The sequence below is a fragment of the Microcoleus sp. w1-18aA5 genome (assembly GCF_036701705.1).
Classification (GTDB): Bacteria; Cyanobacteriota; Cyanobacteriia; order Cyanobacteriales; family Microcoleaceae; genus Microcoleus.
The window spans coordinates 1-25,032 of record NZ_JAUPTE010000093.1; the positions used below are offsets into that span (position 1 = coordinate 1).

Sequence of the window (25,032 nt, forward strand, 5' to 3'; positions counted from 1 at the left end):
TATGGCTCAAGCCCAACGTCTGGCGGGATTTGGCCTTAAACTAATTAAGGAGTTGTTTAGAATGAAATAGCCCTGGTATGGTAAGTACCCTTTGGAAAGTGGATGAACTCGCCAGCACTTTGTTACTGATTCGGTTCTATGAAAACCTAGAAACTCTATCAACGGTTACTGCTCTCAATGAGGCCCAACAATGGCTGCGGAATCTGACCTCAGAGGGGCTTGAAGCATTATTAAAATGCCTCAAACCGCAAATTGATCGAACATTTAAACTGTTGCCCAAAAAAGAACGCACACGCTTTGTTAATGCTCCTCTGGATGGCGCACTGAACCGCAAGCCGTTTCCTTTTGCTGATCCTCATTACTGGGCTGGCTTCACTGCGATCGGCGTTTAGCAATCCTGACAAAAATTGTCCAAATTTTTCGTGCTTATGTAAATAAGTACCAGTGTTAATGGTACTCCTGGGTAAACGCCAGCAGTTATTAGCGAACCCAATGCAACAGCAAAACCTTGACTCAATACGTCTTTAAAGGCTTGCGTACAAATATGAGGACGTAATTTATCGGCTGCTTTTTCTAACAAGCTAGGCTCATTTGGGTTTCTTGCATCTAGATCGTTGTCTAATTCTCCTGACTTAATTGCTAAGGTTTCGGCTGCATATTCTAAATCGCCTTCACACTCTTCAAGTACATCAAGATCTTTTAGAGCATCGGGATATTCTTGTAATTGGGAGCGATACTGTTCAATTTCTGCTTGGGTAACGGTAGTCATTGGGATAAGGGCGATCGATTAAATGAGTAATTCTTATTTTGCCATAATTATTGTACTTCTTTTGTGTAGAAACCCGGCGGTTGAAACCGGGGCTACAAAAACAAAGAAACTTCATCCCTTCTTTAGTTCTATTATAGTTAGTTGCTTAGGCGGTGGAGTCTTGGGAGGAGTTGCTTGGCTGATTGCTCGTAAAGTGTTAAAACCATCATCGGCGCAGACAAGTTTACCTATTTCCGAAAATCAACCTCGCTCTATTGATGTGTAATCTCCCTCTGCTTTCGGGTTAATTGCATTCAACCCATCGCCCGAATCAATATCTAGTCGATCTAAAGTTCTCGCATCTAGTTTCAACAAAGGCATGATTTGGTCGTATTTCTGCCATTTACCTCTAGGAAAACCCCCAACTGCAAAATCAAAAAATCCATGTTCCATAGAGAATATGCCACCGCGTTCATACATTAGGATTAGCGGTTCGTAGGGTTCAGGTAGAGTAAATTCACTGACTTTTGGTGAATTTTTCGCGCTATCCCAATGAAGGAACCACTCGCAGGTTTTCTCAATAATACCCGCCACATAAAACGGTGTCTCTGTGAAATGAGTCTTAAGCACTTTAACCTTAGTTTCATCGGCATCTAGAGAATCAATATGAGCAGCCACATCAAAAAACGGCCATTCATCCGTACAATCTAAAGCCTTGGCCCACAGCGCAGCACGTCTCAAGTATTCTCGCAAAAGGGCAATGTGAGAGTTAACGCGACTATCGTCTGGCTCCCATTTAATTGCTAAAATTCGCTCTAGTGCAGTGTCGGTAATTGTTTTCGCAGTCATATTTTTTCTCTAATAGCTTCAAGCAACTCATCAAGATTCGAGAGGTTGTCCGCAAGCATCAGTCCTTCCGCTGACTTACCTATTATGTTAACCCAGTGGGAAAATGGATTGGGCTGGCTGGTATGAGGAGCTATATCGTGTGCTCCGAAATTATCCGGGGTTGGCCAGTTGCCAAAACCATACATGGGATGCTCTATCCAAGCTTTAGGCGATCGATAAGGAAGTCCATCGGCCATTAGTGCTTGCTCTATATACTCATGGGCTATCAACCGTTTAAACTTGCTAAGTTCTCTCGGTTGTAGCTCACCATTTTTTGCACTTATCCATAAATCAGCAATCTCACCATCGGGTGTAAAATTACCTCGGACATGACTAATAGTATTTGTCTCATCATTGGGAATGTCAAGCTCGTGTTCCTTGATAAATATGTGTTCTTTTACTTGGCGGATAATTTGTTCAGAAATCTCTAGATAATTAGCTATTGTATACACATCATCCGTCATGGCGATAATTTCTGCATATTGACGGATTTCTTTCTGATTAGCCTCCCCAAAATATTGTGGCACTATCCAACACCATTCTCATTATTATTCTTTAACAACTTCCATCAACTCCTCAATCAAAACATCGAGGGTGCGAGCTATCTTTTGAATGGATGTGATATCAACCGTTGCTAGTCCTTCGGATCGAGCATAGTGCCTGACTGTGCTGTACGGAACCTCGGATCGATCGGCAACATCCTTTAGCGTCCATCCTTTTTCGTCAGCCAACTCTCGGATTCGGAACCTAACTAACCCCATTCTACTTGACAAACGATAAGTATCTATCGTTTAATATTTGTAATCACAAATACGATTGCCCTCAGACCTGATAAATCAAGGGCAATCGCCTCTCTAACCATCCACTTTCGTGGAAAGGATTTTCCTATGATACCAAAAGAACTCACTTATCGCGATCGACTTAAACCTTGGTGTATAATTCGCCAACTCCCGAACTGTCAGCAGTTAACAGTCGCCCGTTTTACTCGTCGCCCTGATGCCGAAGCTTACTTGAATACACTGCGTCGCTTAATGCCCGCAGTCCCACATACAATTGTTTTTGTAAATGCGCTGTGCGTAAATGAACTCAGCGTGCCCATACAAACACAATTGTCGATCGACAGTTAAAGAATGCTTAGTTCGATCGAGTTTTCGAGAATCCCATCTAAAACTCGATCGAATTTCTAGAAAAACCACTCAATATAAAACAACTGCCAACAGCAAAAACTGTCAACAGTTGTTTTATATATTCCATGCGGATGGCGAGACTCGAACTCGCAAGGACATATTGCCACACGCACCTCAAGCGTGCGCGTATACCAATTCCGCCACATCCGCTCTTTCTGGCAATCTCCGGGATTTTTGCGTTACGAGTTAAAGATTTACAGGTTGAGGTTCCTGACATTTAACTTGTGACTTGCCCTTTGAGACCGCCGATTTACAATCATAGCACCACTACCAGCAAAATGTAAAATAAATTTTTGTGAACAATTTCTGGAAAACGATTATCCAGAACATACCGAAAGGCATTATTGTACAGAATATTGAGTGAATTAAGCAGCGAAGATGGGGTTCTCGAAAATTTTAATCGCTAATCGGGGAGAAATAGCTCTCCGCATATTGCGGACCTGCGAGGAAATGGGGATTGCCACGGTCGCCGTACACTCCACCGTAGATAAACACGCCTTGCACGTCCAGTTGGCAGACGAAGCCGTTTGCATCGGCCCCCCCACCAGCAGCAAAAGCTATTTAAACATCCCCAACATCATCGCGGCTGCCCTGACACGCAACGCCGCAGCCATTCACCCCGGTTACGGCTTCCTCGCCGAAAACGCCCGATTTGCCGAAATCTGCGCCGACCATCAAATTACCTTCATCGGCCCTTCTCCTGCCGCGATGCGGGCGATGGGCGACAAATCCACCGCCAAAGAAACGATGCAGCGGGTGAAAGTCCCCACAGTTCCCGGTAGCGAGGGATTGCTGGCGGACGATCGCGAAGCTTTGTCGATCGCCCGCGACATCGGCTATCCTGTGATGATCAAAGCCACCGCCGGCGGTGGAGGCCGCGGCATGAGGCTAGTCAAAGAAGCATCCGAACTCCCCAAACTATTCTCAGCAGCCCAAGGCGAAGCCGACGCAGCCTTCGGCAACCCCGGACTTTACCTGGAAAAATTCATCGAAAAACCCCGGCACATCGAAATCCAAATCCTCGCCGACAACTACGGTAACGTCATCCATCTCGGCGAGAGAGATTGTTCGATTCAGCGGCGGCACCAAAAACTCCTCGAAGAAGCCCCCAGCCCCGCCCTCAGCCAGAAACTGCGAGATCAAATGGGTTACGCTGCCATTGCCGCAGCCAAATCCATCAACTACACGGGTGCGGGCACTGTCGAATTTCTGCTTGACAAATCGGGCAAGTTCTACTTCATGGAAATGAACACCCGCATCCAAGTGGAACATCCCGTCACCGAGATGATTACAGGCCTCGACTTGATAGCCGAACAAATCCGCATCGCCCAAGGAGAAAAACTGCAAATCAAGCAAAACCAAGTAGTTCTCAACGGCCACGCGATCGAGTGCCGCATCAATGCTGAAGACCCCGATCGCAACTTCCGCCCTCACCCCGGCATAATCAGCGGTTATTTGCCTCCCGGTGGCCCCGGCGTGCGTATGGACTCTCACGTTTACACCGATTACGAAATACCGGCTTACTACGATTCTTTAATCGGTAAAGTAATTGTATGGGGGCGCGATCGACCGACAGCCATCCGCAGGATGAAACGGGCATTGCGGGAATGCGCCATCACCGGCGTTCCCACCACCCTGGGCTTCCACCAAAAAATCCTGGATTCCCCCGAGTTTCTCAGTGGCGAAGTTTACACTAATTTCGTCGAACAGTTCTTGAACCAAAATAGTCATTAGTCAATCGATTTTGGATTTTAGATTTTGGATTTTGGATTGAAAGATTGAAGAAAGCAACCCCACGGATCGATCCGGGGGTTTTTACCAAGCCTGCTTTCAGTCAACAGTCAACAGTCAACCGCCAACAGTCAACAGTCAACCGCCAACTTCTACATCATCATTGTCAGTAGCCCTTGCTGACCGAGAATCATTTCTCGCAGCAAGCTACAGATACCCACCCAAATAATCGGCGTAATGTCCACCCCGCCGATGGGCGGTACAATCTTTCTAGTTACGGCTAAAAAAGGTTCCGTCGGCCAAGCAATCAGACTCAACGGCAACTTGCTCAGGTTCACCTCGGGATACCAAGTCAGAACGATCCGAAAAATAAACAGCAAAGTCATCACGACTAGGACAGAGCCCAGAATCCAACTTGCAACGGTAATACCAGTCATGGGTCTTATCTCGAAATTTTAAGTTTTGTTAAGTCTGCTATTCATAATTTTAACCGTTTCACAGGTGCGATCGAAAGTATAAAATTAATAAAAATCAAATTGTTGTAACAAAGGCTTTGAATCTATGACTCCTTCTCTTGCGAACTTTTTGTACAGCCTGCTGGTGGGCGTGACAGTGGTAGTGATTCCAGCAACGATCGCCCTGATCTTCATCAGCCAAAAAGACAAAATCAAGCGCACCTAAAAAGTCAGCGGGTTTCTAAGTCCGGCGCTGTAAGTCAATATTGGGCTACAAGTCGGGCATTTCCCCGATCCGAGAAACCTCGGCTGCCAGCAACTGTCAAGGCAAAACCTTCAGTTGACTGCCAAGCTGAGGTTTTTTCCCGTTAAACTCATTATTATACTCACTTCCCAAGCTGAAACCCTGACCGGACGCTGCCCCAGAAAGCACAGTCGGGCTGACAGACTTAATGATAGATGTAAAATCTAACTCGCTAACATAGGAAAGACATAGGAGATAGGCTAATGGTCAATTTAGGATTGAACTGGAGCAGCCTGTTAGGGATCATCCTAGCAGTAGCAGGGGCAGGACTGTATTTTCTGCGATCGTGGCGTCCCAAACTAGCCCGAGACCACGATATTTTTTTTGCAGCAGTGGGCCTGCTGTGCGGCGGTATTCTGTTATTTCAAGGGTGGCGGCTTGACCCAATTCTGGCATTCGGTCAATTTCTGCTCAGCGGTACCGCCATATTTTTTGCAACAGAAAGCATTAAGCTGCGAGGAGCGACCACAGCCCAAGCCAAAAGTCGCGCCCAATACGTAGATGAAGACCGACCTGTCAGCAACGCTTACGGTTACGACGGCTACGATGCCGAAATGGAGCAGCTAGAACCAGAGGAAGACTATCCGCAGCGTCCCCGCATCAGAGGCAGCCAAGACTACCGTTCCTCTCGGGAAGCCTACGACGACGAACCCCGCCGCCGCCCCTCGAATCGCAACGGCAGCGTTAACACCGGACGGCCCGACTCGCCCGATCGATCCTCGCGCAAACGTCCCTCTCGCCCAGAAGCCCCGCCTGCCCAAGAGTCGGACAACTGGGACGTTTCAGACAACCCCGAAGAAAGACCGACCCGCAGCCGCAGCAGTCGCCCCCCTGCTTCGGAAAACCGCAGTTCCGATACGCCGCCGAGAACCAAAAAACCCCGTCCTACGGAATCATCCAGGTCTCGCCCCAGCAACCGCGACGTGGAAGCACCGCCGTCAGACTACGTGGAGTATCGACCTGTAGAATACCCGGAAGACCAACCCGATAATTCCCCCAGTTTCGACAAATAGGCAAACACTAAGTAGATGGGTGAAACTAAACTTTTATCGTGCCAGCCGGCGAAAAAATAAGTTGCGTTTATTGATGCCCATCTACTTATTCTCAGATATGAAAGTGATTAAAAAGACTGTAAATTGCGAGGGTGAAAACCCAGACCAACGGAGATATACACAAAGAAAAGCTAATCTTTTTCAAAGTTATTTTGACAATCAAGCATCCAGGATACCCGCCACGTGATTCATCCGTCCAGAAATAAAAAACCTGTATCCGAGAAACTTCCCCCCGAATTTATTTCGCGCAAGTCAATTCTAAAATCTAAAATCTAAAATCTAAAATCTAAAATCTAAAATCTAAAATCGATTGGCCTACCGAACCTGTGGAACTAATCGACAGCATAATAATCTAAATATAAAATCCCAAATCTTAAATCAGCAAGATGCCATTACTCGAAATAGGAGATCCGGCTCCCTGGTTTTCCGTTCCTTCTACAAATAACCCCTTATTTCATTTCCCGACTGTTGGCGGCCGGCGAGTCGTGCTGTTTTTCTTTGCCAGTGCAGCTTTTGAACAAATCCAAGTTATCCTCAAAAGCTTTCAAGAGCTTTCAGAAGAATTCCAAAGCTTGCAAGTACCCAGGTTCGGAGTGAGCGTTGACCCAGCAGACAAAGAACAAAACAGACCAACAACAATTGCTCCGTCATTCATATTTTTCTGGGACTTAGACAAAAAAGTCAGTCAGCAGTATGGTGTTTTCCGAGAGGTCGAAGAAAATGGAGTTGCCGGAGTTCACTATTCACCCCAAACTTTTGTACTCAACGAAAACCTTCAGGTAATTAATATTTTGCCGATGGGCGAACCGCACCAACACGCCCAGCAAGTATTAGATTTTCTCAAAACTTGGCCCCCGATTGAGGAAGGGCGACCGGCAACTCCTCACGCCCCGGTGTTGGTAATTCCTAATGTTTTGGACAAAGCATCTTGCCGCAGTTTAATCGATATGTACAAAACTCACGGTGGCAGTCCTTCGGGCTTTATGAGGCAAATAGGCGGGAAAACAGTTGGCTTGCACGACGACACTTTTAAGAAGCGCCGAGATTTCTTTATTGAAGACCCGAAGTTACAGCAGCGATTGAATTCGATTATTTTGCGCCGGGTGCGGCCGGAAGTAGAAAAAGCTTTTCAGTTTACAATTACCAGGTTTGAACGGTACTTGATAGGTTGTTACGATGCTGACAGCGGCGGTTATTTTCGCCCACACCGCGACAACACTAGCAAAGCTACCCTGCACCGCAGGTTTGCGATGACGCTAAACTTGAATGTGGGAGAGTACACGGGGGGATTTTTACGGTTTCCAGAGTACGCGCCACACGGTTATAAAGGGGATTGTGGCACGGCGATTATTTTTTCGTGTTCTTTGCTGCATGAAGCGACGCCGGTGATTAGCGGCCAGCGTTTTGCTTTGCTGTCTTTTTTCTACGGCAATGAGGATGCTGCGGTACGACAAGCTAATTTTAAGTATTTAGCTGCTGATTCAGATTCCCGAATAGGAGAACCGGCGTGAGGAATGTCACTACCGTGGTGCACGTCCTAAAATAATTAGAGAAGGTAGTTAGGGGTTAGCCACAAAACCTAATTCCTAGCTACCGATCGCTAAATACTAAATCGATCGCCATGAATTTCAAACTTCTAAGTTTAGCAGTATCGGGAATTTTAACGGTTGGGGTTGCAGCCAGCGCCAGTGCGGTTGTTACGACATCCCCTGTGCGGCAATCAACAGATTTAACGGAATTTAACTCGGTGCATTCCCAGGGTGCGATCGCCCAAACTGTCGAAGAACAAACCAATATTCGAGTCTACGAAAAGGCTAGTCCGGCGGTTGTTACAGTCGATACAGATAAATCTAACGGCAGTGGCACAATTATCAGCCCCGACGGCATGGTGTTAACGAACGCCCACGTTGTTTCGGCAGGCGGTACCGTCAATATCATTTTGTCAGACGGCAGAAAACTTGTCGCCGATGTCATCGGATTCGGCGAAGAAGGTCTAGACTTAGCCGTGGTTAAGATTCGCGGTCAAAACAATTTGCCCACTATTCCTGTAGCCCGTCCAGGTTCGGTGAAAGTCGGGCAACAAGCATTTGCGATCGGCAATCCCTTCGGTCAATTTCAAGGTACTTTTACAGTCGGAATCGTCAGTCGCATCGACCAGCAGCGGGGCTTAATTCAAACCGACGCCGCCATCAATCCCGGCAATTCAGGAGGCCCGCTGCTAAACAGTTCAGGAGAATTAATCGGCGTCAATACTTCTATTTTTACTCGCGGTCGGGGTGGAGGTAATATCGGTATCGGTTTTGCAATTTCCGCAGACAAATTACCCGCTTTCCTGACAGCGGTGCGAGAAGGGCGGGCTCCCCGCGTGGCTCAAGCCCGATCGCCCTTTGGTGGCAACAAATCACCTCAAAAAGTTGCGTTAAACGGGCCCGCCGTTAGCGGCCTCCTCACCGAGAAGTCTAGCGTTCTGCCCACAGACAACAGCTTTTTTGACCTCTACTCGTTTGAGGGAAAAGCGGGCCAGCAAATCACCATAGAAATGAAAAGTCAAGAAATTGACCCTTATTTAATTTTGCTCGGGCCCAACCAGCGCGAAATCGCACAAGACGATGACGGGGCCGGCAGTAAAGACGCCAGAATTACAGTCAGGTTGCCAGCAGACGGGACTTACACGTTAGTGGCAAATTCCTACCAAGCTAAGCAGTCAGGGGCTTATACGTTAGAACTGAAAGCGAGTGCTCCTACCGCGCCTTCTCGGGCGATTTTGCAAGAAGAAGGCGCTTTAGTCGCAGGAGGCCCAGTATTGCCGTCTGACAACAGTCTGTATCGAGAGTATACTTTTGAAGGTCGATCGGGTCAGTCTGTAGCCATTTCCCTCGAAAGTACAGATTTCGATCCCTATGTGGCTATCTTTGACCCTAACGGCCGATTAGTGGCAGAAAATGACGATGAGAGCGATTCGACTAAAAATGCGTTTCTGACCGTTACTTTGCCCGCTACGGGTCGCTATCGCGTAATTGTCAATGCTTACGATGCTTCGGGTCGGGGTCGTTACACTCTAACAGTCCGGTGAAAATGGGTAATTGGGAATTGGTAATGGCTAATTGGGAATTGGTAATTGGTAATGGCTAATTGGGAATTGGTCGAATTATTTTTCCTGCTTCCTTCCATCCGTTAAATCCGTACATTGCTCGTTGCCGAACTTCCTTCTTCCATCCGTTAAATCCGTCGAGCGAATCCGTTGCCGAACTTCCTTCTTCGTTGCAAACCGAGGTAATTCATGCGTCAAGTTAGATTGTGGGCGATCGCGCCAATTGCTCTGGTAGCTACTTTTTCTGGCAAAGCGACTGTCTCGCCGCCAGTTTCAAATTTAGGTGGAGTTGCTAACAGTAGTTCCACCCTCATTTCAGCAGAATTTCCTCAAAATTTAACTGATGCGAAGCCTGCTGAAAAGGGTGTTTTAGCTCAAGCAAGTCCCAACCCGTCGCCATCACCACAAAGTTCGCCAACTCAGAGCCCTACTGTAGAACCTCCGCGGAGTCCTGATGCGGGTTCATCTAAAATCATTTTAGAGCAAAACGGAGAACTCAGCCCTGCTAAGTCTTCTGTACTGCCCTCAGACAGCAGTTTGTACGACGAGTATACCTTTGAAGGCACTCAGGGTCAGAAAGTGATTATTACCGTAGAAAGTACCGAGTTTGATACTTATCTCGCTATTTTCAACTCCCAGGGCGAGCTACTTGGAGAAAATGATGATGCAACGCAGCAAAATTCCAATTCAGAGATTTCTGTTACCTTGTCTGCGAATGGTCGCTATCGCGTCATTGTCAATGCTTACGATCCGCCTCCAAAAGGTAGAGGCAAGTACAGTTTGACCGTCCGTGAAACAACTGGAAATTAGTTGGAACGAAACTTGGCAGTCAGGGCACGGCATTGCCGTGTCCCTATAATTCAAGGACGATCGCACTACAAGCAACTGCGATCAACTTTGGTAAATTCATATGTTTGTATGCAACTATAAATGTTATAATCCTGCATCTATAAATTTAGAATCTGTATTTTAAATAACTCTTAAAAATAGAAAGGAAGCTGAAATCTCAATAATTTTTCAGCTTCCTTTTTTGCTTAATTCAGATTAATTTAACGCAGACCCAGCCAGGTGAAAAAATCCTGACGGGTGAAGAATTCTAGCAGCAAAAGTCCCACGAACCCCACCATCGCAAATCGTCCGTTGATTTGTTCGGCGTAGGCATTCCACCCAAAGGCTGGTTCTGGTTTTGGGGTATTTGGGGTTGTCGGTTTTGGGGATGGAGGAGTTTGAGCAGTCATTTAAAAGTTTTAAGTTTCGAGTTTTGAGTGATGATTTTGGGGAAGCTTTGCGATCGCACAACTTGTAATTTACCAGGAAAATGACAGCCGATCGCTAATCTGCTGACTTTTCTAAACTTTGAACCGATTCGATCAGATTTCGCACGGTTTCAGTACCTTCTGAAGGCTCAAAAAACAGCGGGAACTTGCCGCGAGCGATCATTCTCAAACCCAACGGGCCCAGACTCAGCAGACCTTTAACGTCGCGGAAGTAGTTTCCTACTACTTCGATGCCAAATTTCCGCTCATCTATCCAGCCGCCTTCTTTGACGAGATCGATTAAGACTTTGCGGTGACGGATCGATCGACTGGCTTGGTCGTCTTTGCGATCGAGAATCTCTTGTTTAATCTTACCAATTTGATCCATCGGCGCGACTTCCATCGGACAAACCGAGTTGCAGTAGTAACAGCGGGTGCATCCCCAGACGCCTGCGGTGCCTTCGTTGTATTTCTCCAGTCGATTTTCGGTTTCGCTGTCGCGGGAGTCGGCGATCGTGCGGTAAGCTTTGGCGAGGGCGTGGGGGCCGACAAATTCCGGGTTGACTTCGCGGGCGTTGCACTCAGAATAGCACGCGCCGCAGAGGATGCAGTTGCCGGTTTGGTCGAGTTTCGATCGCTCTTCTGGAGTTTGCAGAAATTCGCGTTCTGGAATTGCTCGCGAGGCAGTGCTGACATAGGGTTCAACTGCTTCTAGGTTGTCCCAAAAACTGGTCATGTCAACAACCAAATCTTTAATAATCGGCATATTTCCCATTGGGGCGACGGTGATTTCTGGGATGAAATCGGTAGGCATTTCTGCTGAGCTGGAATCAGCTATTTTTCGCAGTCTTGCGAGTTCGCTGGCTACATTTTCTTTGCAAGCTAATGCCGATCGACCGTTAATTCGCATAGAACAACTGCCGCAAATTGTATTGCGACAATTTTTGCGAAAAGCTAAAGTGCCGTCGTGTTCCCACTTAATACTGTTGAGGCAGTCGAGGATGGTATTGCTCTCTTCCACGTCTAGGGTGTAAGTGTGAACCCGGGGAGCCTCGTTTTGATTTTGGCGTACTACATTAAAGCGGACTTTCATATTTTGATTAAGGAATTTAGTGTTTATTTTAAGCTAATTTTTTGGAGTGTCTAGAAAGCTCTTATTTTTTTAACAACTACCTAAAGTAAGAGATTTTTAAAATTTTATTATTGTTTGATAAACAGCAATAATTCTCAAGTTATAAATCCTAAAATTGCAACTTTTTTAAGCGGATTTTTGAGCTATTAATTGGAGATAAAAGTAATTAATCGCTGCAATTCGGTAGTCGGAGGTGCGTGATGTCCAGCTTGTTTGTATTAACTTTCATGTTTTCCACACCGGCTTTTTGTCTGGGTCTGCTAAATCCTCAATGGGTGGGACTTGGAACTCGCAAGCGATCGGCTGCCTTGTACGGCGGCTTGATGGCAGTTTCGTTCCTTTTGCTTGGGGTGACAGCACCTAATGCGCCACAACCAGTTTCATCGGGGCTGCTGGCCTCAACTGAATGGCCAGAATTTAGGGTAAGCGCACCTTTGCGCTGAAGGTAGCTGGGTATGCATTTCACTTTTTTGGCAGCATTACAAGAAATTTTACCAGGACTTACGGCCGGTTGGGGCTAGAAACGTAGTTTTTTAAGAAAAATACTTGGTTCTCATCATTTACTGCAATTAAAAACCCCGGTTTATAGGCGTCGGAGTGCGATCGCGAACTGTAGGAAAAAATCGTAGGCTTAGTAAGGAGAGATACACTCAGAAACCCGGTTACACTAGGGTCAGGTGTCCAACGTTCTAGTTTACTTCGTAAATCATAGGGATTTGTGAGTTGGTCGGCAGATAAATAAGCAAGTTAACTTGTCAGGAATTACGCACAGGGATTAAATAACTCAGGTTCTTTAATAAACAGATATCCTTTGTGCTTCACCTCGGATTTTGGTAAAAGAAACCGGGTTTCTGCGTCCTGGGTGACTTCTCTTTTTTACTGCTAAAAATCGCTATGTTTAATTTTTTCGTCCTAAGCTTTCTATTGTCTATCCCGACCTTCTTTCTGGGTATTGTTAATCCGAAATGGGTGGTCGCACCAACCCGCAAGCGATCGATCGCGATGTACGGCGGGTTGATGGCGGCTTCGTTTGTGCTTGTTCGCGTCACCGTACCCCCTCCGTCTCAGGAAGTTTCAGTGGCGCTTACGGCCCCAAGCGATCCGCTAGTATCATCTCAAACCGCTAAGCCGTCACTGCTTTCGGCAGCGCCGACACCCAAGCCGGAGACTGTGAAAACGCCGACACCAACACCGAAACCTGCAATTTCTGCGAAGGTACCTGCACTTGCCAAACCAGGGCCAGATCGCAAATTGCCATCTTCAGTCAAATCTGTTGAGCGAACCGCAGAGATTGCTATTGATGCACAGCAGCCAAAGAAAGATACCAAGAAAGTTATTTATGAGTCTTCTCAACCGAAGGTTAAAAGTGCCGATTTTCCGAGTTGCGTTAACTCGGATTGCGACTGTTCTGACTTTGCGAGTCAAGCCGAAGCGCAGCGAGTGTTAGAGGCATATCCGGGCGATCCGTTTAAGCTTGATCGAGATCGAGACTCGATCGCTTGTGAAACGTTGCCTTAGATTTTATCTGCCAACAGCCTCGGTTAATGATCAAGGCTTTTTTCGGTGATTGTACGAATTGAAGAACGCAAATCGATCAGCTAAAATTGTCTAATTGTTGAGCTTGCGGTGCGGGTGCAGCTATGACTTACAGCTTGAGAATTGTCGATTTGCCAACGAGTGAACGGCCACGGGAACGGTTGATGGCCGGCGGCCCAAAAAGTTTGGCGACTGCGGAATTGATTGCGATTCTCCTGGGTACTGGTCAAGGACCCGGCAAACTTTCCGCCGTCGGGCTCGGACAGTATATTTTAAATCAGTTGAGTTTGCACCAACGTGATGCTCTGGCTGTGCTACGCACCATTAGCGTGCAGGAGTTGACGCAGATTCACGGGATTGGCCCTGCTAAGGCGACTTCGATTTTGGCTGCGGTGGAGTTGGGGAAGCGGGTATTTCAGTCGCGGCCGCCGGAAATGGCTGTGGTTGACTCTCCCCAAGCAGCGGCGGATGCCCTGAGTCAGGATTTGATGTGGCAGTCTCAGGAACGTTTTGCTGTGGTGCTGCTAGATGTGAAAAATCGGCTGCTGGGTACTCAGGTAATTACGATCGGCACCGCAACGGAAACTTTGGCTCACCCACGGGATATTTTTCGCGAGGTGATCCGCCAAGGGGCGACGCGGGCGATTATCTCGCACAATCACCCCTCCGGGATTGTGGAACCAAGCCCGGAGGATATTGCTTTGACGCGACAGTTGCTGGCGGGAGCGCAGTTTTTGTCGATTCCGCTACTGGATCACTTGATTTTGGGGAATGGCGATTTTCGGAGCTTGCGGCAGACGACGACGCTTTGGGAGGAGTATCCCCAAGGTGATTGAACTCTTATACTTAACTAATTTGATTACTATCATTAGTTATTTGTATCTTTGGGCTATCCAACGGCTGAATCACCCTTTACAGCAGGCAAATTTTCCGGCTGGAGTCCCCCGCTAGAGCCTGTTTTGGCTGAATGTCGCTGCTGATACTGCGTTTCGAGCACAACTCGGTTAATGTAGTATAGGTAGGCTGAAGAGGTCGCTAATCCGATTTTTTTTGAGCATACTAAACGTATACTAAACCAGCACCTAAATACCCACTTATTAAGAAATTATTAAATGGGATGTAAAATACACGGTGTGGTGATAGGAGGAGAACTGTGTTTCTGAGACTTGCAGAACAACACCGTAAATTCGTTCAAGATTTGGTAATGAACCTCCAAGCTTTAGCGATCGTGCTAGAGCATCGGGGTTACCTGGCATCCTGCTACACTTGCGGGGGTCAGATGAACAGTGCCTCATTTATGGTCAGTTTGACGGACAACCATCTGATTCGATTCTTAGTGTCAGATTACGGTATCACTTGGACTGAGATGCGGGACGACCGCGAACTCATGAAACTAGAAGGTGCGGAAGCGATTAATCAGTTACAAGAACTGGCAAATCTCGTAAAGTATCAAATCCAACCTTCGGAAGCTACTTTAGCGACGGCTCAGTGAGTGTAGCGATTGCACGGTTCCGAGGAAGGCGACAACGAAAATGGCTGCTTGTCTGCTAAAACCGAATCCCCAGCGAGTTAGTTGAGAGGGTTCATTTAGGTGCACAGCGATGGCTGCTCAACAGACAAGGGTGCTATCAGGGTACCTTCAGACGGTTTAGCGCTCAGTCGATCGAAGTGAGCCTGGGCAGACGGCATACTTTATGCCAGAAGTCTCAAACTTGGAACCTCTAGTTTTTTTTCAATAGTTGATTCTCCCTTGAGAACGATTAGCAAAATGTAGAAGTGTGAGTGATCGTCGGCTGCGATGTTAATTTCTCACTTTGCCATTGAAAAGTCAAGGAATTGAAATTAACTTTGAGCAGGCAGGTAAAATTTAACATCCAGAGTGAGGATGAGGCTGTGAAGATTGGGCGGCAGCCCACGGGGTGTGACGTGCGGGCGAATTGCATTTATTTTAGCATTTCGATTTAGCCGATAAAGGTAACAATTAACTTGAAACAGCATCATTGCTGTAAAAATCTCACAGCCGGCTTCAGCCGGCTAAGTTTTGCGTATATCTAAGCTTCTGGCCAATGTTTGGCTGTTAGGTTAAACGGCTCTTTGAAGTGCACGCTCGCACTTGCTAAACTAATTTTATAATACTTTAATGATTAGTCCTCAAATATTTATCGCCAAGTTAGGAATCTCAAGCAAATGATCAATCTCAGCGAACTACTAGAACCCATCGCCAGTCAATTTCGCACTCTGGGAATTCCCGAACCAATTACCCACTGGGGACACCCTGTAATGATGGGGATCGTGGTGGTGGCGATGGGCAGTTTTGTCGGGTATACGGGATGGCAGGGACGTTTGGCCACCGATAAAGATGTCGCACTCAAAAGTCGCTCGGATCACCGCAAGCTTGCACCGTGGATGTTTCTGTTTCTAGCTTTGGGCTATACAGGCGGCTTGCTGTCACTGGTGATGCAGCACCAGCCAGTCATGGAAAGTCCGCATTTTTGGACAGGTTCGGCAGTGCTGGTTTTGCTGGCTGTTGGTAGCTTGATTTCGCTAACGGGTTTTGGGGGCAATAAGCTGGCACTGCGCGCGGTTCACGCTTATTTAGGCACGACAGCCCTTGCACTTATGGTGCTGCACGCGGCTTTCGGTTTAAAATTGGGGCTGTCTATTTAGAAGAGGAAGAGGAAGGGGAAGGGGAAGGGAAAGAATGTAAGGAAAGAAATTTTGCCTTAACTTACGCACGGGTAGCGAGATACTGGGTTTTTTATCTAAATACACAGCGTTTAGCTTTTTATCTAGGTTTAAAAACCCGTTTTTTTGGGTAAGGAGTGCATACGTCCGGCATAGGTTTCCCTGAAATATTCCCCCTCTAAATTACTAATTAATTAATGAATCAAGTAACGGGTGTCATCTTCTGTCTTGCATACATTTTGGGATTGATTTCTACAGCGGTTCCTTGGGGTAGATACGCGATACTTGCTTTGGGAATAGCGGTGGCGATCGCCCTGCCGAAATTGTTGCGAAATTTTACTAAAACTTCTGTCAAAATTACTAAGAAAAGACGCAGCCGACAAAAAGAAAATGCTCTTGAAGAACCCTTAGATGCGAGGGAAGAGTTGAGTTTGTTGGAGATGCTGCCGAGAGCGAAATGGGTGTGGGCGGTTGCTGGTTTGCTGGCATTTCTAGCTAGCGTTTATTTTGCAGTTCGATCGCCCCAACCGGCAATAGATGACATCAGCAAACTGATTCCGGCGGTTGGGAACACTCAAGAAGTGGCAGTGACGGTTCGCGGTAGAGTTGTCAGTACGCCTCGATTGACTCGATCGGGACGATCGCAATTTTGGCTAGAAACAGATTTAGTTAGCGAAATCAACGGCGGCGAGGGAGGAGCAGTCGTAAACCGCCCAGTATCCGGCAAGCTCTACGTTACACTGCCACTGCTGCAAGCAACGGGTTTGTACGCCGAAAATACGATCGCAGTGGTGGGCTCCTTGTACAAACCGCAGCCACCGTCGAATCCAGGGGCTTTTAATTTTCAAGCATATTTAGCCAGAGAAGGGGCTTTTGTAGGGCTCAAAGGCCGTCAAATCGACTGGAGGAGAGAAAATGCGATCGCCGATGTAAATCGAGTTAACAGTCAAACGGCTGCTTTCTTGGAGCCAAGCGGGATGCAGCCATCGAAAATTCAAGGGATGCGGCAGCGGATCGTGCGATCGCAACTATCGCAGTTAAATGTTCCCGAAGGGCCCTTAATCAGTGCGATCGCCCTCGGCAAACAAGCAGTAGATTTACCTTACAACATCCGCGACTATTTTGTGCAGGCTGGATTAGCCCACGCGATCGCAGCTTCCGGCACTCAAGTTTCGATGGTTTTGGCTTTAGTTCTAGCTTTAACCAGGCGTTTTTCCAAACAATTACAATTTAGCTTTGGCGTCGGTGCTTTATTTTTGCTTGTGGGGCTAACTGGCTTTGAACCATCAGTATGCCGCGCCGCTTTGATGGGATTTGGAACACTATTTGCTTTGGTGCTGAGCCGCCAAGTTAAGCCGCTGGGATTGCTGTTAATTGCTGCTACTATTTTATTGCTGGTTAACCCTTTGTGGATTTGGGATTTAGGTTTTCAACTGAGTTTTTTGGCGACTTTGGGGTTAATCGTGACAACGCCGCCACTGATGGCAAAGTTGGACTGGATGCCGCCCGCGATTGCTTCGATTCTTGTGGTTCCGATCGCCGCTTCAGTTTGGGTGCTACCACTGCTACTTTACGTTTTTAGCGTGGTATCACCTTACAGCATTTTAGTTAATATTATTGCGGCTCCTTTGCTGTGGATTTTGAGTATTGGGGGGATGGTTAGCGCTTTAGCTGGATTGATTTTTCCGCCCGCTGGCAGTGTTTTAGCGCAACTGCTCGATTATCCGGCAAAGGGGTTAATTGCGATCGCCCAATATTTCTCGCAATTACCCGGTAATTCGGTAGCTGTCGGTCAAGTATCGGTGTTTCAGCTAATCGCGCTTTACAGTTTAATTTGCTGGGTTTGGATCGGGGGAAGTTCGGCAACGGATTCTGTAACGGATGTAAAGGATAGAAGGAGGAAGGAAGAAAAAAGACGGAAGCCGGAAGCGGAAGCAGTCAGAGGGCAAAGCCAGGAAAAAGGGAAAGGGAAAAAGGGGAAAAGTAGAGTTATTGCGCTGCCGAGTTTTTCATCGGCTTGGATTTTACCGCTGGCTCTTGTGGCGGGAGTAAGTATCATAGTTTTGCCAGCTTGGCACGTTCAATCCTCTTTATTTCAAGTTACTTTGCTGGCGACATCTGGCGAACCAGTGTTAGTAATTCAAGATAGGGGAAAAGTGGCGCTAATTAATAGCGGTGATGAAAATACTGTAAGGTTTACAGTGTTGCCTTTTTTGCAGCAGCAAGGAGTTAATTCTGTGAATTTTGCGATCGCCTCTCACGGTCATTTAGGTTTGAGCGGTGGTTGGGGAAAATTACTCGAACGCTTGCCAATTAAAACATTTTATGATAACAACGCTCCGAAACAAATTCACCGTGGCAACAATCAGGAATTTATGACGGCTGTGCAATCTCGCCAAGGCGTTTACTTTCCTTTAGAAACTAACAGTACAGTTGATCTGGGTTCGACGCGGTTACAGTTCGTGAATGCGGAGATTCCGGTGGTAGAATTCCTGGTGGGAAATCGAACTTGGTTGCTCGTCGGTGAAATGACACCGGAAATGCAAAAAAAATTGGCAGCAACGGGAACCTTGAAGCCGGCTCAAGTGCTGTGGTGGTCAGGAAAAGCCCTGACGGCTGAGTTATTAAGCGCAGTGGGGCCACAAGTGGCGATCGCATCTGCTAACGAAATCGACCCAGAAACCGCAGCCCAACTGCGCCAAAGCAAAACTCAGATATTCTGGACAGGCCGCGACGGAGCCCTGCAGTGGACTCCAGCAGGGGGATTTAAGACCACTTTGGAATCTGAAGAAAATCAAACTTCTTTTTTATAAAGATTTACAATCTGGCACACTGTGCGGTAAAATACTTTTAGCTCACATCTCAAATCAATTGGAGAGGTGGCAGAGCGGTTGAATGCGGTAGACTCGAAATCTACTTTAGGGGTAACTCTAACGTGGGTTCAAATCCCACCCTCTCCGTACATCTCAGCGTCAAGCGTCAAGCGCGCACCTTATTAACGTAGGGTGCGCGCTGCGTATCATATTATGAAACTCAACTCCACAATCTCAGTAGCATGATAGCTGCTTTCATTTCGGTAAGGTAGAGGCTGAAAATCTCCAGGGAACTCTTAACTCAAAACCGGGCACAAAAAAAGGGAAGAGAGTTGGTAAAGCGGGCGGTTGCAAACCGCTGTCTCCATCACTAATAAGGTGCGGGCGAAGGATGGGGGAATTAGTCTAGATTCTTTGTTTCCCTAGTCCATAGTCGCTAGTTCCTACCACGAAAACCCCTAGCCTGTTGCTCGTTCCCCGTGCCCAGTTTCCGGTTTCTTCTAATAACGTGGCCTGTAATTGCGAGGCGGCACTAATTGCCCTCAAGCCCTACTACGAAAGGATCACACCGGAATAGAAATCACAAACTCCGAACCCTGACCGAGGGAAGAATTCACCACTAATGTACCTCCATGTTTTTCCACAACAATTTGGTGGGCTATCGACAATCCTAATCCAGTTCCTTGACCTACAGACTTGGTGGTGAATAAGTGGTTAAAGATGTTTTCCTTGACTTCGGCTGACATCCCCACTCCATTATCCTTAATCCGAATCAAAACCTGATTGTTGGATTCGCTCAGAGCAGTTTGAACCATGATTTGATTAGGTAGAGCTTTGATTTCATTAAAACTGCGTTCCTTATTTGACTCCTCCAGAGCGTCAATAGCATTCGCCAGCACATTCATAAATACCTGGTTTAACTGTCCCGGAAAGCATTTTATGAGGGGTAAGTTACCATAGTCTTTCACAACTTCAATGGCAGGGCGGAACTCGCTGGCTTTTAAACGGTGCTTGAGAATTAGCAGAGTGCTTTCAAGTCCATCGTGAATATTGAAAGCAACTGGTCGATCGCTATCTGCCCTGGAAAACGTTCTCAGACTCGTACTGATATTGCGGATGCGATCGACTCCCTCCTGCATCGAGCCAATCAATTTGGGCAAATCTTCTCGCAAATACTCCAAGTCCATATCCTCTATTTCTGCTTCAATTTCCACTCCCGGATTGGGAAATTTTTCTTGATAGAGATCAATCAAATTGAATAAATCCCCCACGTATTCTTGAGCAGGTTGCAAATTGCCAGCGATAAAGCCTACGGGATTGTTAATTTCGTGGGCTACACCAGCGACTAAATTTCCCAGAGCCGACATTTTCTCACCCTGTACCAATTGCAACTGCATCTGTTTGAGATCCTGAAGATAAAGCTCTAGTTTTTGGGCATATTCCTGAGATTGTTGATACAGTCGGGCGTTTTGTAAGGAAATTGCTGCTTGGGAGCACAGGATATTGAGGATGGCGACGCGATCGCCCGTGAATACCCCTGTTGCTAAATTATTTTCCAAATACAAAATCCCCATCATTTTCCCTCGCTCGCTGATCGGAGTGCACAGCAGGCTTTGAGGTTGGTGGTGGATTATGTAGGGGTCAGATACAAATCTTGGTTGATTGCTAGCATCATCAAAAATCAGGGTTTCTTTTGTACGTTTGACGTAGTTGATCAGGGTCAGAGGAATTACTTCGCTCTCCTCAACCGGCATTGATTGCAGAAGGCAGTCTTGACGGTTGGTGCAGTGGACGTTTATCCTCCAGTTTCCCTCTTCCTTCAAAATTAATGCTCCGGTTTGTGCTCCGGCATTCTTTACCACCACTTGCATGAGGGTAGTGAGCAATTGATCGAGTTTAATTTCGCTCGATAGAGCTTGAGAAGCTTTGATTACTGTCGGCAAATCTACTAAGCCCCAACTGCTGGTGCTACCGATAATTGTTCTATTCGTGTTAGATACGGATGATTCACTATCGGTGGAGGTGTGAATTGTTTCGCTCGGATTCTGGCGAGTTCGCTCCTGTTGCAGGATCACAGCAAGCAATTGGGGATAACGCTGTTCTAGATGGTCAATCTTTGCTTTTGCTCCCCAACGAGCGTAAGCATAGTAAGCATCAATTAAATAGGGTTTGGCGATTTTTTCTTTCCCCCATTCTAAATAGAATTTAGCAGCGAGTTCGTGAGCTAGAGCTTCCTCGTTGAGGTATTCGTTTTCTTTGGCGAGTGCGATCGCCTTGTCGTACATCTCAAGCGCTTCTATTTTTTGGTTTAAAACCCGATGCCGTTCTGCCTCTACTAGATAGAATTTATGCAGATGATTCATGGGGGCATGATGTGCCCATTTTTGCATTTTTTCTTGATTAGCTTGTACTCGATCGAGAAGTTCCTGTTGTTCTGACTCTGGAGTATCAGAATACACCGCCAATCTCACTAGAGAATCGTAGAAATAAAATATGGCAACAGTTATCTGCCCTGAAGCTGCGCTCAAATAAGTTTCTATTTGAGCCATATTTTTCAAGGCCTCTGGGTAATGTTCAAACAAATAACAAAGCACAAGTTTGTGCAAGTATAAGTAATGAATTCCCAGGTAGTTATTGGTTCGCTGATACAGTTGTAACATTATCTCTTCCTCATAGGCTTCTCCCTTTAAATGGCAGGGATATGGTGATATTCCTATTAAGTTAAAAACGGCTTGCCAACAAATTTTTAGATAAGAAAGTGCTGCTTCTTGGTGAATTTTACTAACGGCATCTGCGTAGCTTGCTATCTCTCGTTCGAGTTGCGTTAGTTGCTTACCAATAAAATACGAGTAATAACTGTATTGAAAGATAGCATAACCAGCAAATTCTAACTCTCCGGTTTCCAGCCCACAAAAATAATCTGACAGCAAAGGTTGTAAGGTATTTCTGAGGTGTTCTTTCCAAATTTGAATACTAGAATGAACCATTGCGGATGTCTTCGCTTGGATTTCTTTGGCATTCAACTTTGACACTAGACGTAAAGCAAGTTCACCTAATTGATAGCCCCTCTCAATATCTCCCATGCCACAGAGAAGATAACTATATATGGCAAAAGCATAGGGAGACAAAGAAGCATTGCCATATTGGACAGATAAATTGACCTGTTTGCAAACTACCAAAGGCGCGAGTGGTGGCAGCCCTATGTAGGCAGGAGTAAATAGGCTTGACAGAATCGTTATAGTTGCTAGTTGTTGAGGATCTGTCATCAGAGGAAGATCAATTAAGTCCTCAGTTCCCTTTCCGCTCAAAATTGACGCGGTTTCTCCTAGTGCCTGTCCAATATCAGAGAAATTTGGCTCGGAGGGAAACTCTACCCCCAACTGCTGTAAGACTGGCAACCCTGTATTCAGGGCTTCCTGTAGCTTATTTTGCGCCATATAAGCTTCTATCTGTACTTCATATACCTTCACTTTGTCCAGTAGCGTTTTGGCGCAGCTTTCCACGAGTGATGCTAATGTCTCCATCCGGTCAAAGTCACCGCTTAGATATGCTGCTTCTGCTGCTTCTGTATGGAGCGCTAATGTTAGTTCGTATTGATTATCCCAACTATTTACTGCCAGTAATTCTGTGCCAATATTTAAATATTCAACCGCAGCAGAATAGGCAGTAGCAGCTTTAGCTTTTTTTCCAGCAACGAGATTCAATCCTGCTAATTGCTCCCTATCTAGCTCGTGGGTAATTAGATTTACTCCCACATTCAAGTGGTTGACAATATCAAACATTCTTTCTTCTCGATCGGCTTCGGGCGTATTCTTTAACAGCAGTTGACCGATTTTTAAGTGAGTAGAGCGCTTTTCGTCTTCAGGAATGAGGGAATAGGCTGCTTGTTGGACGCGATCGTGGAAAAATTTGTATTTAACTAATTGGTCATTGTTAACTGGTGATTGCTCGGATTCTTCTCCCGTGATTGATGTTGATAAACTGTTACCACATTCTTGATAAAATTTATAAACATCGCTAACTGGTAAAATCAACCCTTCTTGCAATGCTTTCCACAAACCTGTTGCTGTTTCTGTTGGTGAATTCTCATCAACAATTGCTAATGTAGCCAAATCGAACTGATTGCCAATACAAGCAGCTAACTTTAAAACTTCCTGTGTCCGGGCTGGCAACTTTCGCAACTGAAGTGCCATAAATTCTAGTACATCATCCGTTAGTGTCAAGGTTCGGACTCTAGCAATATCGCACTGCCAATACCTAGCTTCAAAATTAAATTCAATTATCCCATCTTCATGCAAAGATTTGATAAATTGTGTGCTAAAAAATGGATTGCCTTGGGTTTTCTGATAAACGAGTTCTGTCAAAGGCTGAGCCAACGCTGTAGAACAAGCTAAGGTATCGGCAATCAGACAATTCAAATGGAAGCGCTCAAGCGGATCTAGAGTAATGGTGTTTACCGTAGATCCGCTTGTTTGAATGTTGGCTAATGTCACCATCAAAGGGTGTGCGGGAAAAACTTCGTTATCTCGATACGCTCCAATTAAAAAGAGATAGCGCCGATCGCGATCGCTCGTCAGGAGTTGAATCAACTTCAATGAGGCTGAGTCTACCCATTGCAAGTCGTCTAAGAAAATAACGAGGGGATGTTCTTTAGTGGCGAAGATAGAGATGAAGTTCTCGAATAACCGATTGAAGCGATTTTGGGCAGCACTGGCGAGGAGTTCTGGTGCCGGGGGTGGCGAGCCAATAATCCGCTCTAGTTCGGGAATTACCTCAACGATTACCTGAGCATTTTCGCCCAATGCTGCCAGGATTTGAGTCTTCCACTCCTCAACTTTAGCATCGCTTTCCGAGAGCAATTGTCCCATTAAATCGCGAAAAGCTTGTACAAAAGCTGAGAAGGGCTGGCTGCGCGCAAATTGGTCGAATTTGCCTTTGATGAAGTAGCCACGCTGTCTCACAATTGGTTTGTGAACTTCGTTGACAACAGCAGTTTTACCAATGCCGGAGAAACCGGCAACGAGCATCATTTCGGTGCTGCCGGCACTCACTCGCTCGAAGGCCGATAGCAGGGAGAATACTTCGGTTTCTCTACCGTATAATTTTTCTGGGATGATGAAGCGATCGCACAAATCTCGCTCCCCTATTTTAAAGTTAGTTAGCCTCCCTGTTTCTTTCCACTGAAATAAACAAGTTTCCAAATCAAACTTGAGTCCTAGGGCGCTTTGATAGCGAGCTTCAGCATTCTTTGCCATCAGTTTGCCGACAATCTCAGACAGCACCAATGGAACGCTCTGGTTTACACTTGAGGCTGGGAGGGGCTGTTTGGCGAGGTGGCAGTGTACCAAATCCATTGCGTCATCCGCTTGGAAGGGTAACTTTCCTGTTAGTAATTCGTAGAATGTGACTCCCAGCGAGTAGAAATCTGTGCGGTAATCAATACCTCGGTTCATCCGCCCAGTTTGTTCGGGAGATATGTAGGGTAAAGTGCCTTCAAGCACGTTGGGATTTTGAATTTCTTGGGTTTCGCGAGGCAGTAGGGAAGCGATGCTGAAGTCAATCAGCTTGACTTGTTTGCTGCTGGGGTTAATGAGAATGTTGGCCGGTTTGAGGTCTTTATGGATGACGTGGTGGCGATATAGTCCGTCGAGGGAGTTGGCAATTTGAATCGCAATAGGCAGAAACTCGCTAACGGGCAAGCCTTCTAGGGGTTCGTTGCTCTCGGATGCTAGACGAGCGAGGTAGCTACATAAGGAAATTCCCCCAAAGTCTTCCATCACCAGAGCATAGTGATTATGGTATGTCTCCAGGCTGTATGCCTTGACACTGCCAGGGATCTCTAAGTTTTTAGCAATGACGTATTGGTTGCGGAAGTGAACCAGTTCGTGGAAGCGGGGAAAGTCATTTCGCAGCAGTTTGATCACTACTGGCTGCCCATTTGAACACCGAAGGCCGCGATAAACTAGAGTTCGAGTGCCTGCGTAAATTTGCTCGTTAATGTGATATCCTAGAAAAAGATTTTTTATGCTAGCCATATCTACGTATTCCTACTGCTTCTGTCAAGGCTGAAGCTTCTTATAAGTAGATAGGCGGGAAAAAACCAATCTATGTAACAAAACATTAAGTTGCCTGATTGGAGTTAAACTTAAGACGT

At 46.3% G+C, this 25,032-nt stretch carries 24 protein-coding genes and 2 tRNA genes; 16 read left to right on the forward strand and 10 right to left on the reverse strand.

Annotated features, from left to right (window positions below; all coding sequences use genetic code 11):
• Positions 1-77: 77 nt before the first annotated feature.
• Complete coding sequence (locus Q5691_RS24060) at positions 78-392, forward strand: CHAT domain-containing protein (RefSeq protein ID WP_333347549.1); 315 nt, start codon at positions 78-80, stop codon at positions 390-392.
• Here the strand turns inward: Q5691_RS24060 and Q5691_RS24065 are convergent.
• The gene (locus Q5691_RS24065; protein ID WP_333213144.1) at positions 389-769 is read right to left on the reverse strand and encodes a hypothetical protein; all 381 of its coding nucleotides are present in this window, start codon (positions 767-769) and stop codon (positions 389-391) included. The genes Q5691_RS24060 and Q5691_RS24065 overlap by 4 nt on opposite strands.
• Positions 770-791: 22 nt before the next feature.
• Between Q5691_RS24065 and Q5691_RS24070 the strand changes: the two genes are divergently transcribed.
• Positions 792-1,034: a hypothetical protein gene (locus Q5691_RS24070; RefSeq protein ID WP_333213143.1), complete on the forward strand. Its 243-nt coding sequence runs from the start codon at positions 792-794 to the stop codon at positions 1,032-1,034.
• Here Q5691_RS24070 and Q5691_RS24075 read toward each other — a convergent pair.
• From Q5691_RS24075 to Q5691_RS24085, 3 genes are read right to left on the reverse strand one after another with little or no spacing between them, the layout of a single operon-like run.
• Positions 1,010-1,597 carry a hypothetical protein gene (locus Q5691_RS24075; protein WP_333213142.1) on the reverse strand — a complete coding sequence of 196 codons (588 nt, stop codon included), beginning with the start codon at positions 1,595-1,597 and terminating at the stop codon, positions 1,010-1,012. The two genes, Q5691_RS24070 and Q5691_RS24075, sit on opposite strands and share 25 nt — an antisense overlap.
• Positions 1,594-2,163 carry a hypothetical protein gene (locus tag Q5691_RS24080; RefSeq protein ID WP_333213141.1) on the reverse strand — a complete coding sequence of 190 codons (570 nt, stop codon included), beginning with the start codon at positions 2,161-2,163 and terminating at the stop codon, positions 1,594-1,596. Before Q5691_RS24080 ends, Q5691_RS24075 begins: the two co-directional genes overlap by 4 nt.
• Before the next feature lie 21 nt (positions 2,164-2,184).
• Positions 2,185-2,397 carry a helix-turn-helix domain-containing protein gene (locus tag Q5691_RS24085; protein WP_006634859.1) on the reverse strand — a complete coding sequence of 71 codons (213 nt, stop codon included), beginning with the start codon at positions 2,395-2,397 and terminating at the stop codon, positions 2,185-2,187.
• A 126-nt stretch (positions 2,398-2,523) separates the two neighbouring features.
• On the opposite strand from Q5691_RS24085, the gene Q5691_RS24090 reads away from it, so the two are divergent.
• The gene (locus tag Q5691_RS24090) at positions 2,524-2,763 is read left to right on the forward strand and encodes a hypothetical protein (RefSeq protein WP_333213140.1); all 240 of its coding nucleotides are present in this window, start codon (positions 2,524-2,526) and stop codon (positions 2,761-2,763) included.
• 126 nt (positions 2,764-2,889) lie between these two features.
• Here Q5691_RS24090 and Q5691_RS24095 read toward each other — a convergent pair.
• Positions 2,890-2,973 (reverse strand) — tRNA-Leu (locus Q5691_RS24095).
• A gap of 228 nt (positions 2,974-3,201) precedes the next feature.
• Here Q5691_RS24095 and accC point away from each other — a divergent pair.
• Positions 3,202-4,557 (forward strand): acetyl-CoA carboxylase biotin carboxylase subunit, encoded by a 1,356-nt coding sequence (gene accC, locus Q5691_RS24100; protein WP_333347556.1) that lies wholly within the window; start codon positions 3,202-3,204, stop codon positions 4,555-4,557.
• Positions 4,558-4,706: 149 nt separating this feature from the next.
• On the opposite strand, the gene Q5691_RS24105 is transcribed toward accC, so the two are convergent.
• Complete coding sequence (locus Q5691_RS24105; RefSeq protein ID WP_006634856.1) at positions 4,707-4,991, reverse strand: YggT family protein; 285 nt, start codon at positions 4,989-4,991, stop codon at positions 4,707-4,709.
• A gap of 124 nt (positions 4,992-5,115) precedes the next feature.
• On the opposite strand from Q5691_RS24105, the gene psbX reads away from it, so the two are divergent.
• The 4 genes from psbX (at position 5,116) to Q5691_RS24125 (ending at position 9,438) form a co-directional block, all read left to right on the forward strand.
• On the forward strand, positions 5,116-5,235 hold the full coding sequence (gene psbX / locus Q5691_RS24110; RefSeq protein WP_333041933.1) for a photosystem II reaction center X protein: 120 nt from the start codon (positions 5,116-5,118) through the stop codon (positions 5,233-5,235).
• 281 nt (positions 5,236-5,516) lie between these two features.
• Positions 5,517-6,326 carry a Ycf66 family protein gene (locus Q5691_RS24115; protein WP_333213138.1) on the forward strand — a complete coding sequence of 270 codons (810 nt, stop codon included), beginning with the start codon at positions 5,517-5,519 and terminating at the stop codon, positions 6,324-6,326.
• A 425-nt stretch (positions 6,327-6,751) separates the two neighbouring features.
• Positions 6,752-7,876, forward strand: a complete 1,125-nt coding sequence (locus tag Q5691_RS24120; RefSeq protein ID WP_333347558.1) for a redoxin domain-containing protein — start codon at positions 6,752-6,754, stop codon at positions 7,874-7,876.
• A 110-nt stretch (positions 7,877-7,986) separates the two neighbouring features.
• Entirely contained in the window at positions 7,987-9,438 is a 1,452-nt protein-coding gene (locus tag Q5691_RS24125) for a DVUA0089 family protein (protein WP_333213136.1), read from the forward strand.
• Positions 9,439-9,513: 75 nt separating this feature from the next.
• Here Q5691_RS24125 and Q5691_RS24130 read toward each other — a convergent pair whose 3' ends face one another.
• Complete coding sequence (locus Q5691_RS24130) at positions 9,514-9,654, reverse strand: hypothetical protein (RefSeq protein WP_333213135.1); 141 nt, start codon at positions 9,652-9,654, stop codon at positions 9,514-9,516.
• On the opposite strand from Q5691_RS24130, the gene Q5691_RS24135 reads away from it, so the two are divergent.
• The gene (locus Q5691_RS24135; RefSeq protein ID WP_333213134.1) at positions 9,646-10,266 is read left to right on the forward strand and encodes a pre-peptidase C-terminal domain-containing protein; all 621 of its coding nucleotides are present in this window, start codon (positions 9,646-9,648) and stop codon (positions 10,264-10,266) included. The genes Q5691_RS24130 and Q5691_RS24135 overlap by 9 nt on opposite strands.
• 239 nt (positions 10,267-10,505) lie before the next feature.
• Here the strand turns inward: Q5691_RS24135 and Q5691_RS24140 are convergent, their stop codons facing one another.
• Positions 10,506-10,694, reverse strand: coding sequence for a chlorophyll a/b-binding protein (locus tag Q5691_RS24140; protein ID WP_333106934.1), 189 nt, complete (start codon positions 10,692-10,694; stop codon positions 10,506-10,508).
• Positions 10,695-10,788: 94 nt separating this feature from the next.
• Positions 10,789-11,805 carry a succinate dehydrogenase/fumarate reductase iron-sulfur subunit gene (locus Q5691_RS24145; protein WP_333347561.1) on the reverse strand — a complete coding sequence of 339 codons (1,017 nt, stop codon included), beginning with the start codon at positions 11,803-11,805 and terminating at the stop codon, positions 10,789-10,791.
• A 239-nt stretch (positions 11,806-12,044) separates the two neighbouring features.
• Here Q5691_RS24145 and Q5691_RS24150 point away from each other — a divergent pair, with 239 nt between their 5' ends.
• The 7 genes from Q5691_RS24150 to Q5691_RS24180 all read left to right on the forward strand — a co-directional run bounded on the left by Q5691_RS24150 (position 12,045) and on the right by Q5691_RS24180 (position 19,025).
• Positions 12,045-12,287, forward strand: coding sequence for a hypothetical protein (locus Q5691_RS24150; RefSeq protein WP_333347563.1), 243 nt, complete (start codon positions 12,045-12,047; stop codon positions 12,285-12,287).
• 481 nt (positions 12,288-12,768) lie between these two features.
• The gene (locus tag Q5691_RS24155) at positions 12,769-13,362 is read left to right on the forward strand and encodes an excalibur calcium-binding domain-containing protein (protein WP_333213131.1); all 594 of its coding nucleotides are present in this window, start codon (positions 12,769-12,771) and stop codon (positions 13,360-13,362) included.
• A 122-nt stretch (positions 13,363-13,484) separates the two neighbouring features.
• Complete coding sequence (gene radC, locus Q5691_RS24160; protein ID WP_333213130.1) at positions 13,485-14,216, forward strand: RadC family protein; 732 nt, start codon at positions 13,485-13,487, stop codon at positions 14,214-14,216.
• A 317-nt stretch (positions 14,217-14,533) separates the two neighbouring features.
• A complete protein-coding gene (locus Q5691_RS24165) occupies positions 14,534-14,872 on the forward strand; it encodes a DUF1815 family protein (RefSeq protein ID WP_015176985.1) in 339 nt (112 codons plus the stop codon).
• Between the two features lie 695 nt (positions 14,873-15,567).
• Positions 15,568-16,047 carry a DUF4079 domain-containing protein gene (locus Q5691_RS24170; protein WP_333213129.1) on the forward strand — a complete coding sequence of 160 codons (480 nt, stop codon included), beginning with the start codon at positions 15,568-15,570 and terminating at the stop codon, positions 16,045-16,047.
• Positions 16,048-16,262: 215 nt separating this feature from the next.
• Positions 16,263-18,878 carry a ComEC/Rec2 family competence protein gene (locus tag Q5691_RS24175; protein WP_333213128.1) on the forward strand — a complete coding sequence of 872 codons (2,616 nt, stop codon included), beginning with the start codon at positions 16,263-16,265 and terminating at the stop codon, positions 18,876-18,878.
• A gap of 60 nt (positions 18,879-18,938) precedes the next feature.
• Positions 18,939-19,025 (forward strand) — tRNA-Ser (locus Q5691_RS24180).
• 416 nt (positions 19,026-19,441) lie between these two features.
• On the opposite strand, the gene Q5691_RS24185 is transcribed toward Q5691_RS24180, so the two are convergent.
• Entirely contained in the window at positions 19,442-24,913 is a 5,472-nt protein-coding gene (locus Q5691_RS24185) for an AAA family ATPase (protein ID WP_333311239.1), read from the reverse strand.
• Positions 24,914-25,032: the final 119 nt, after the last annotated feature.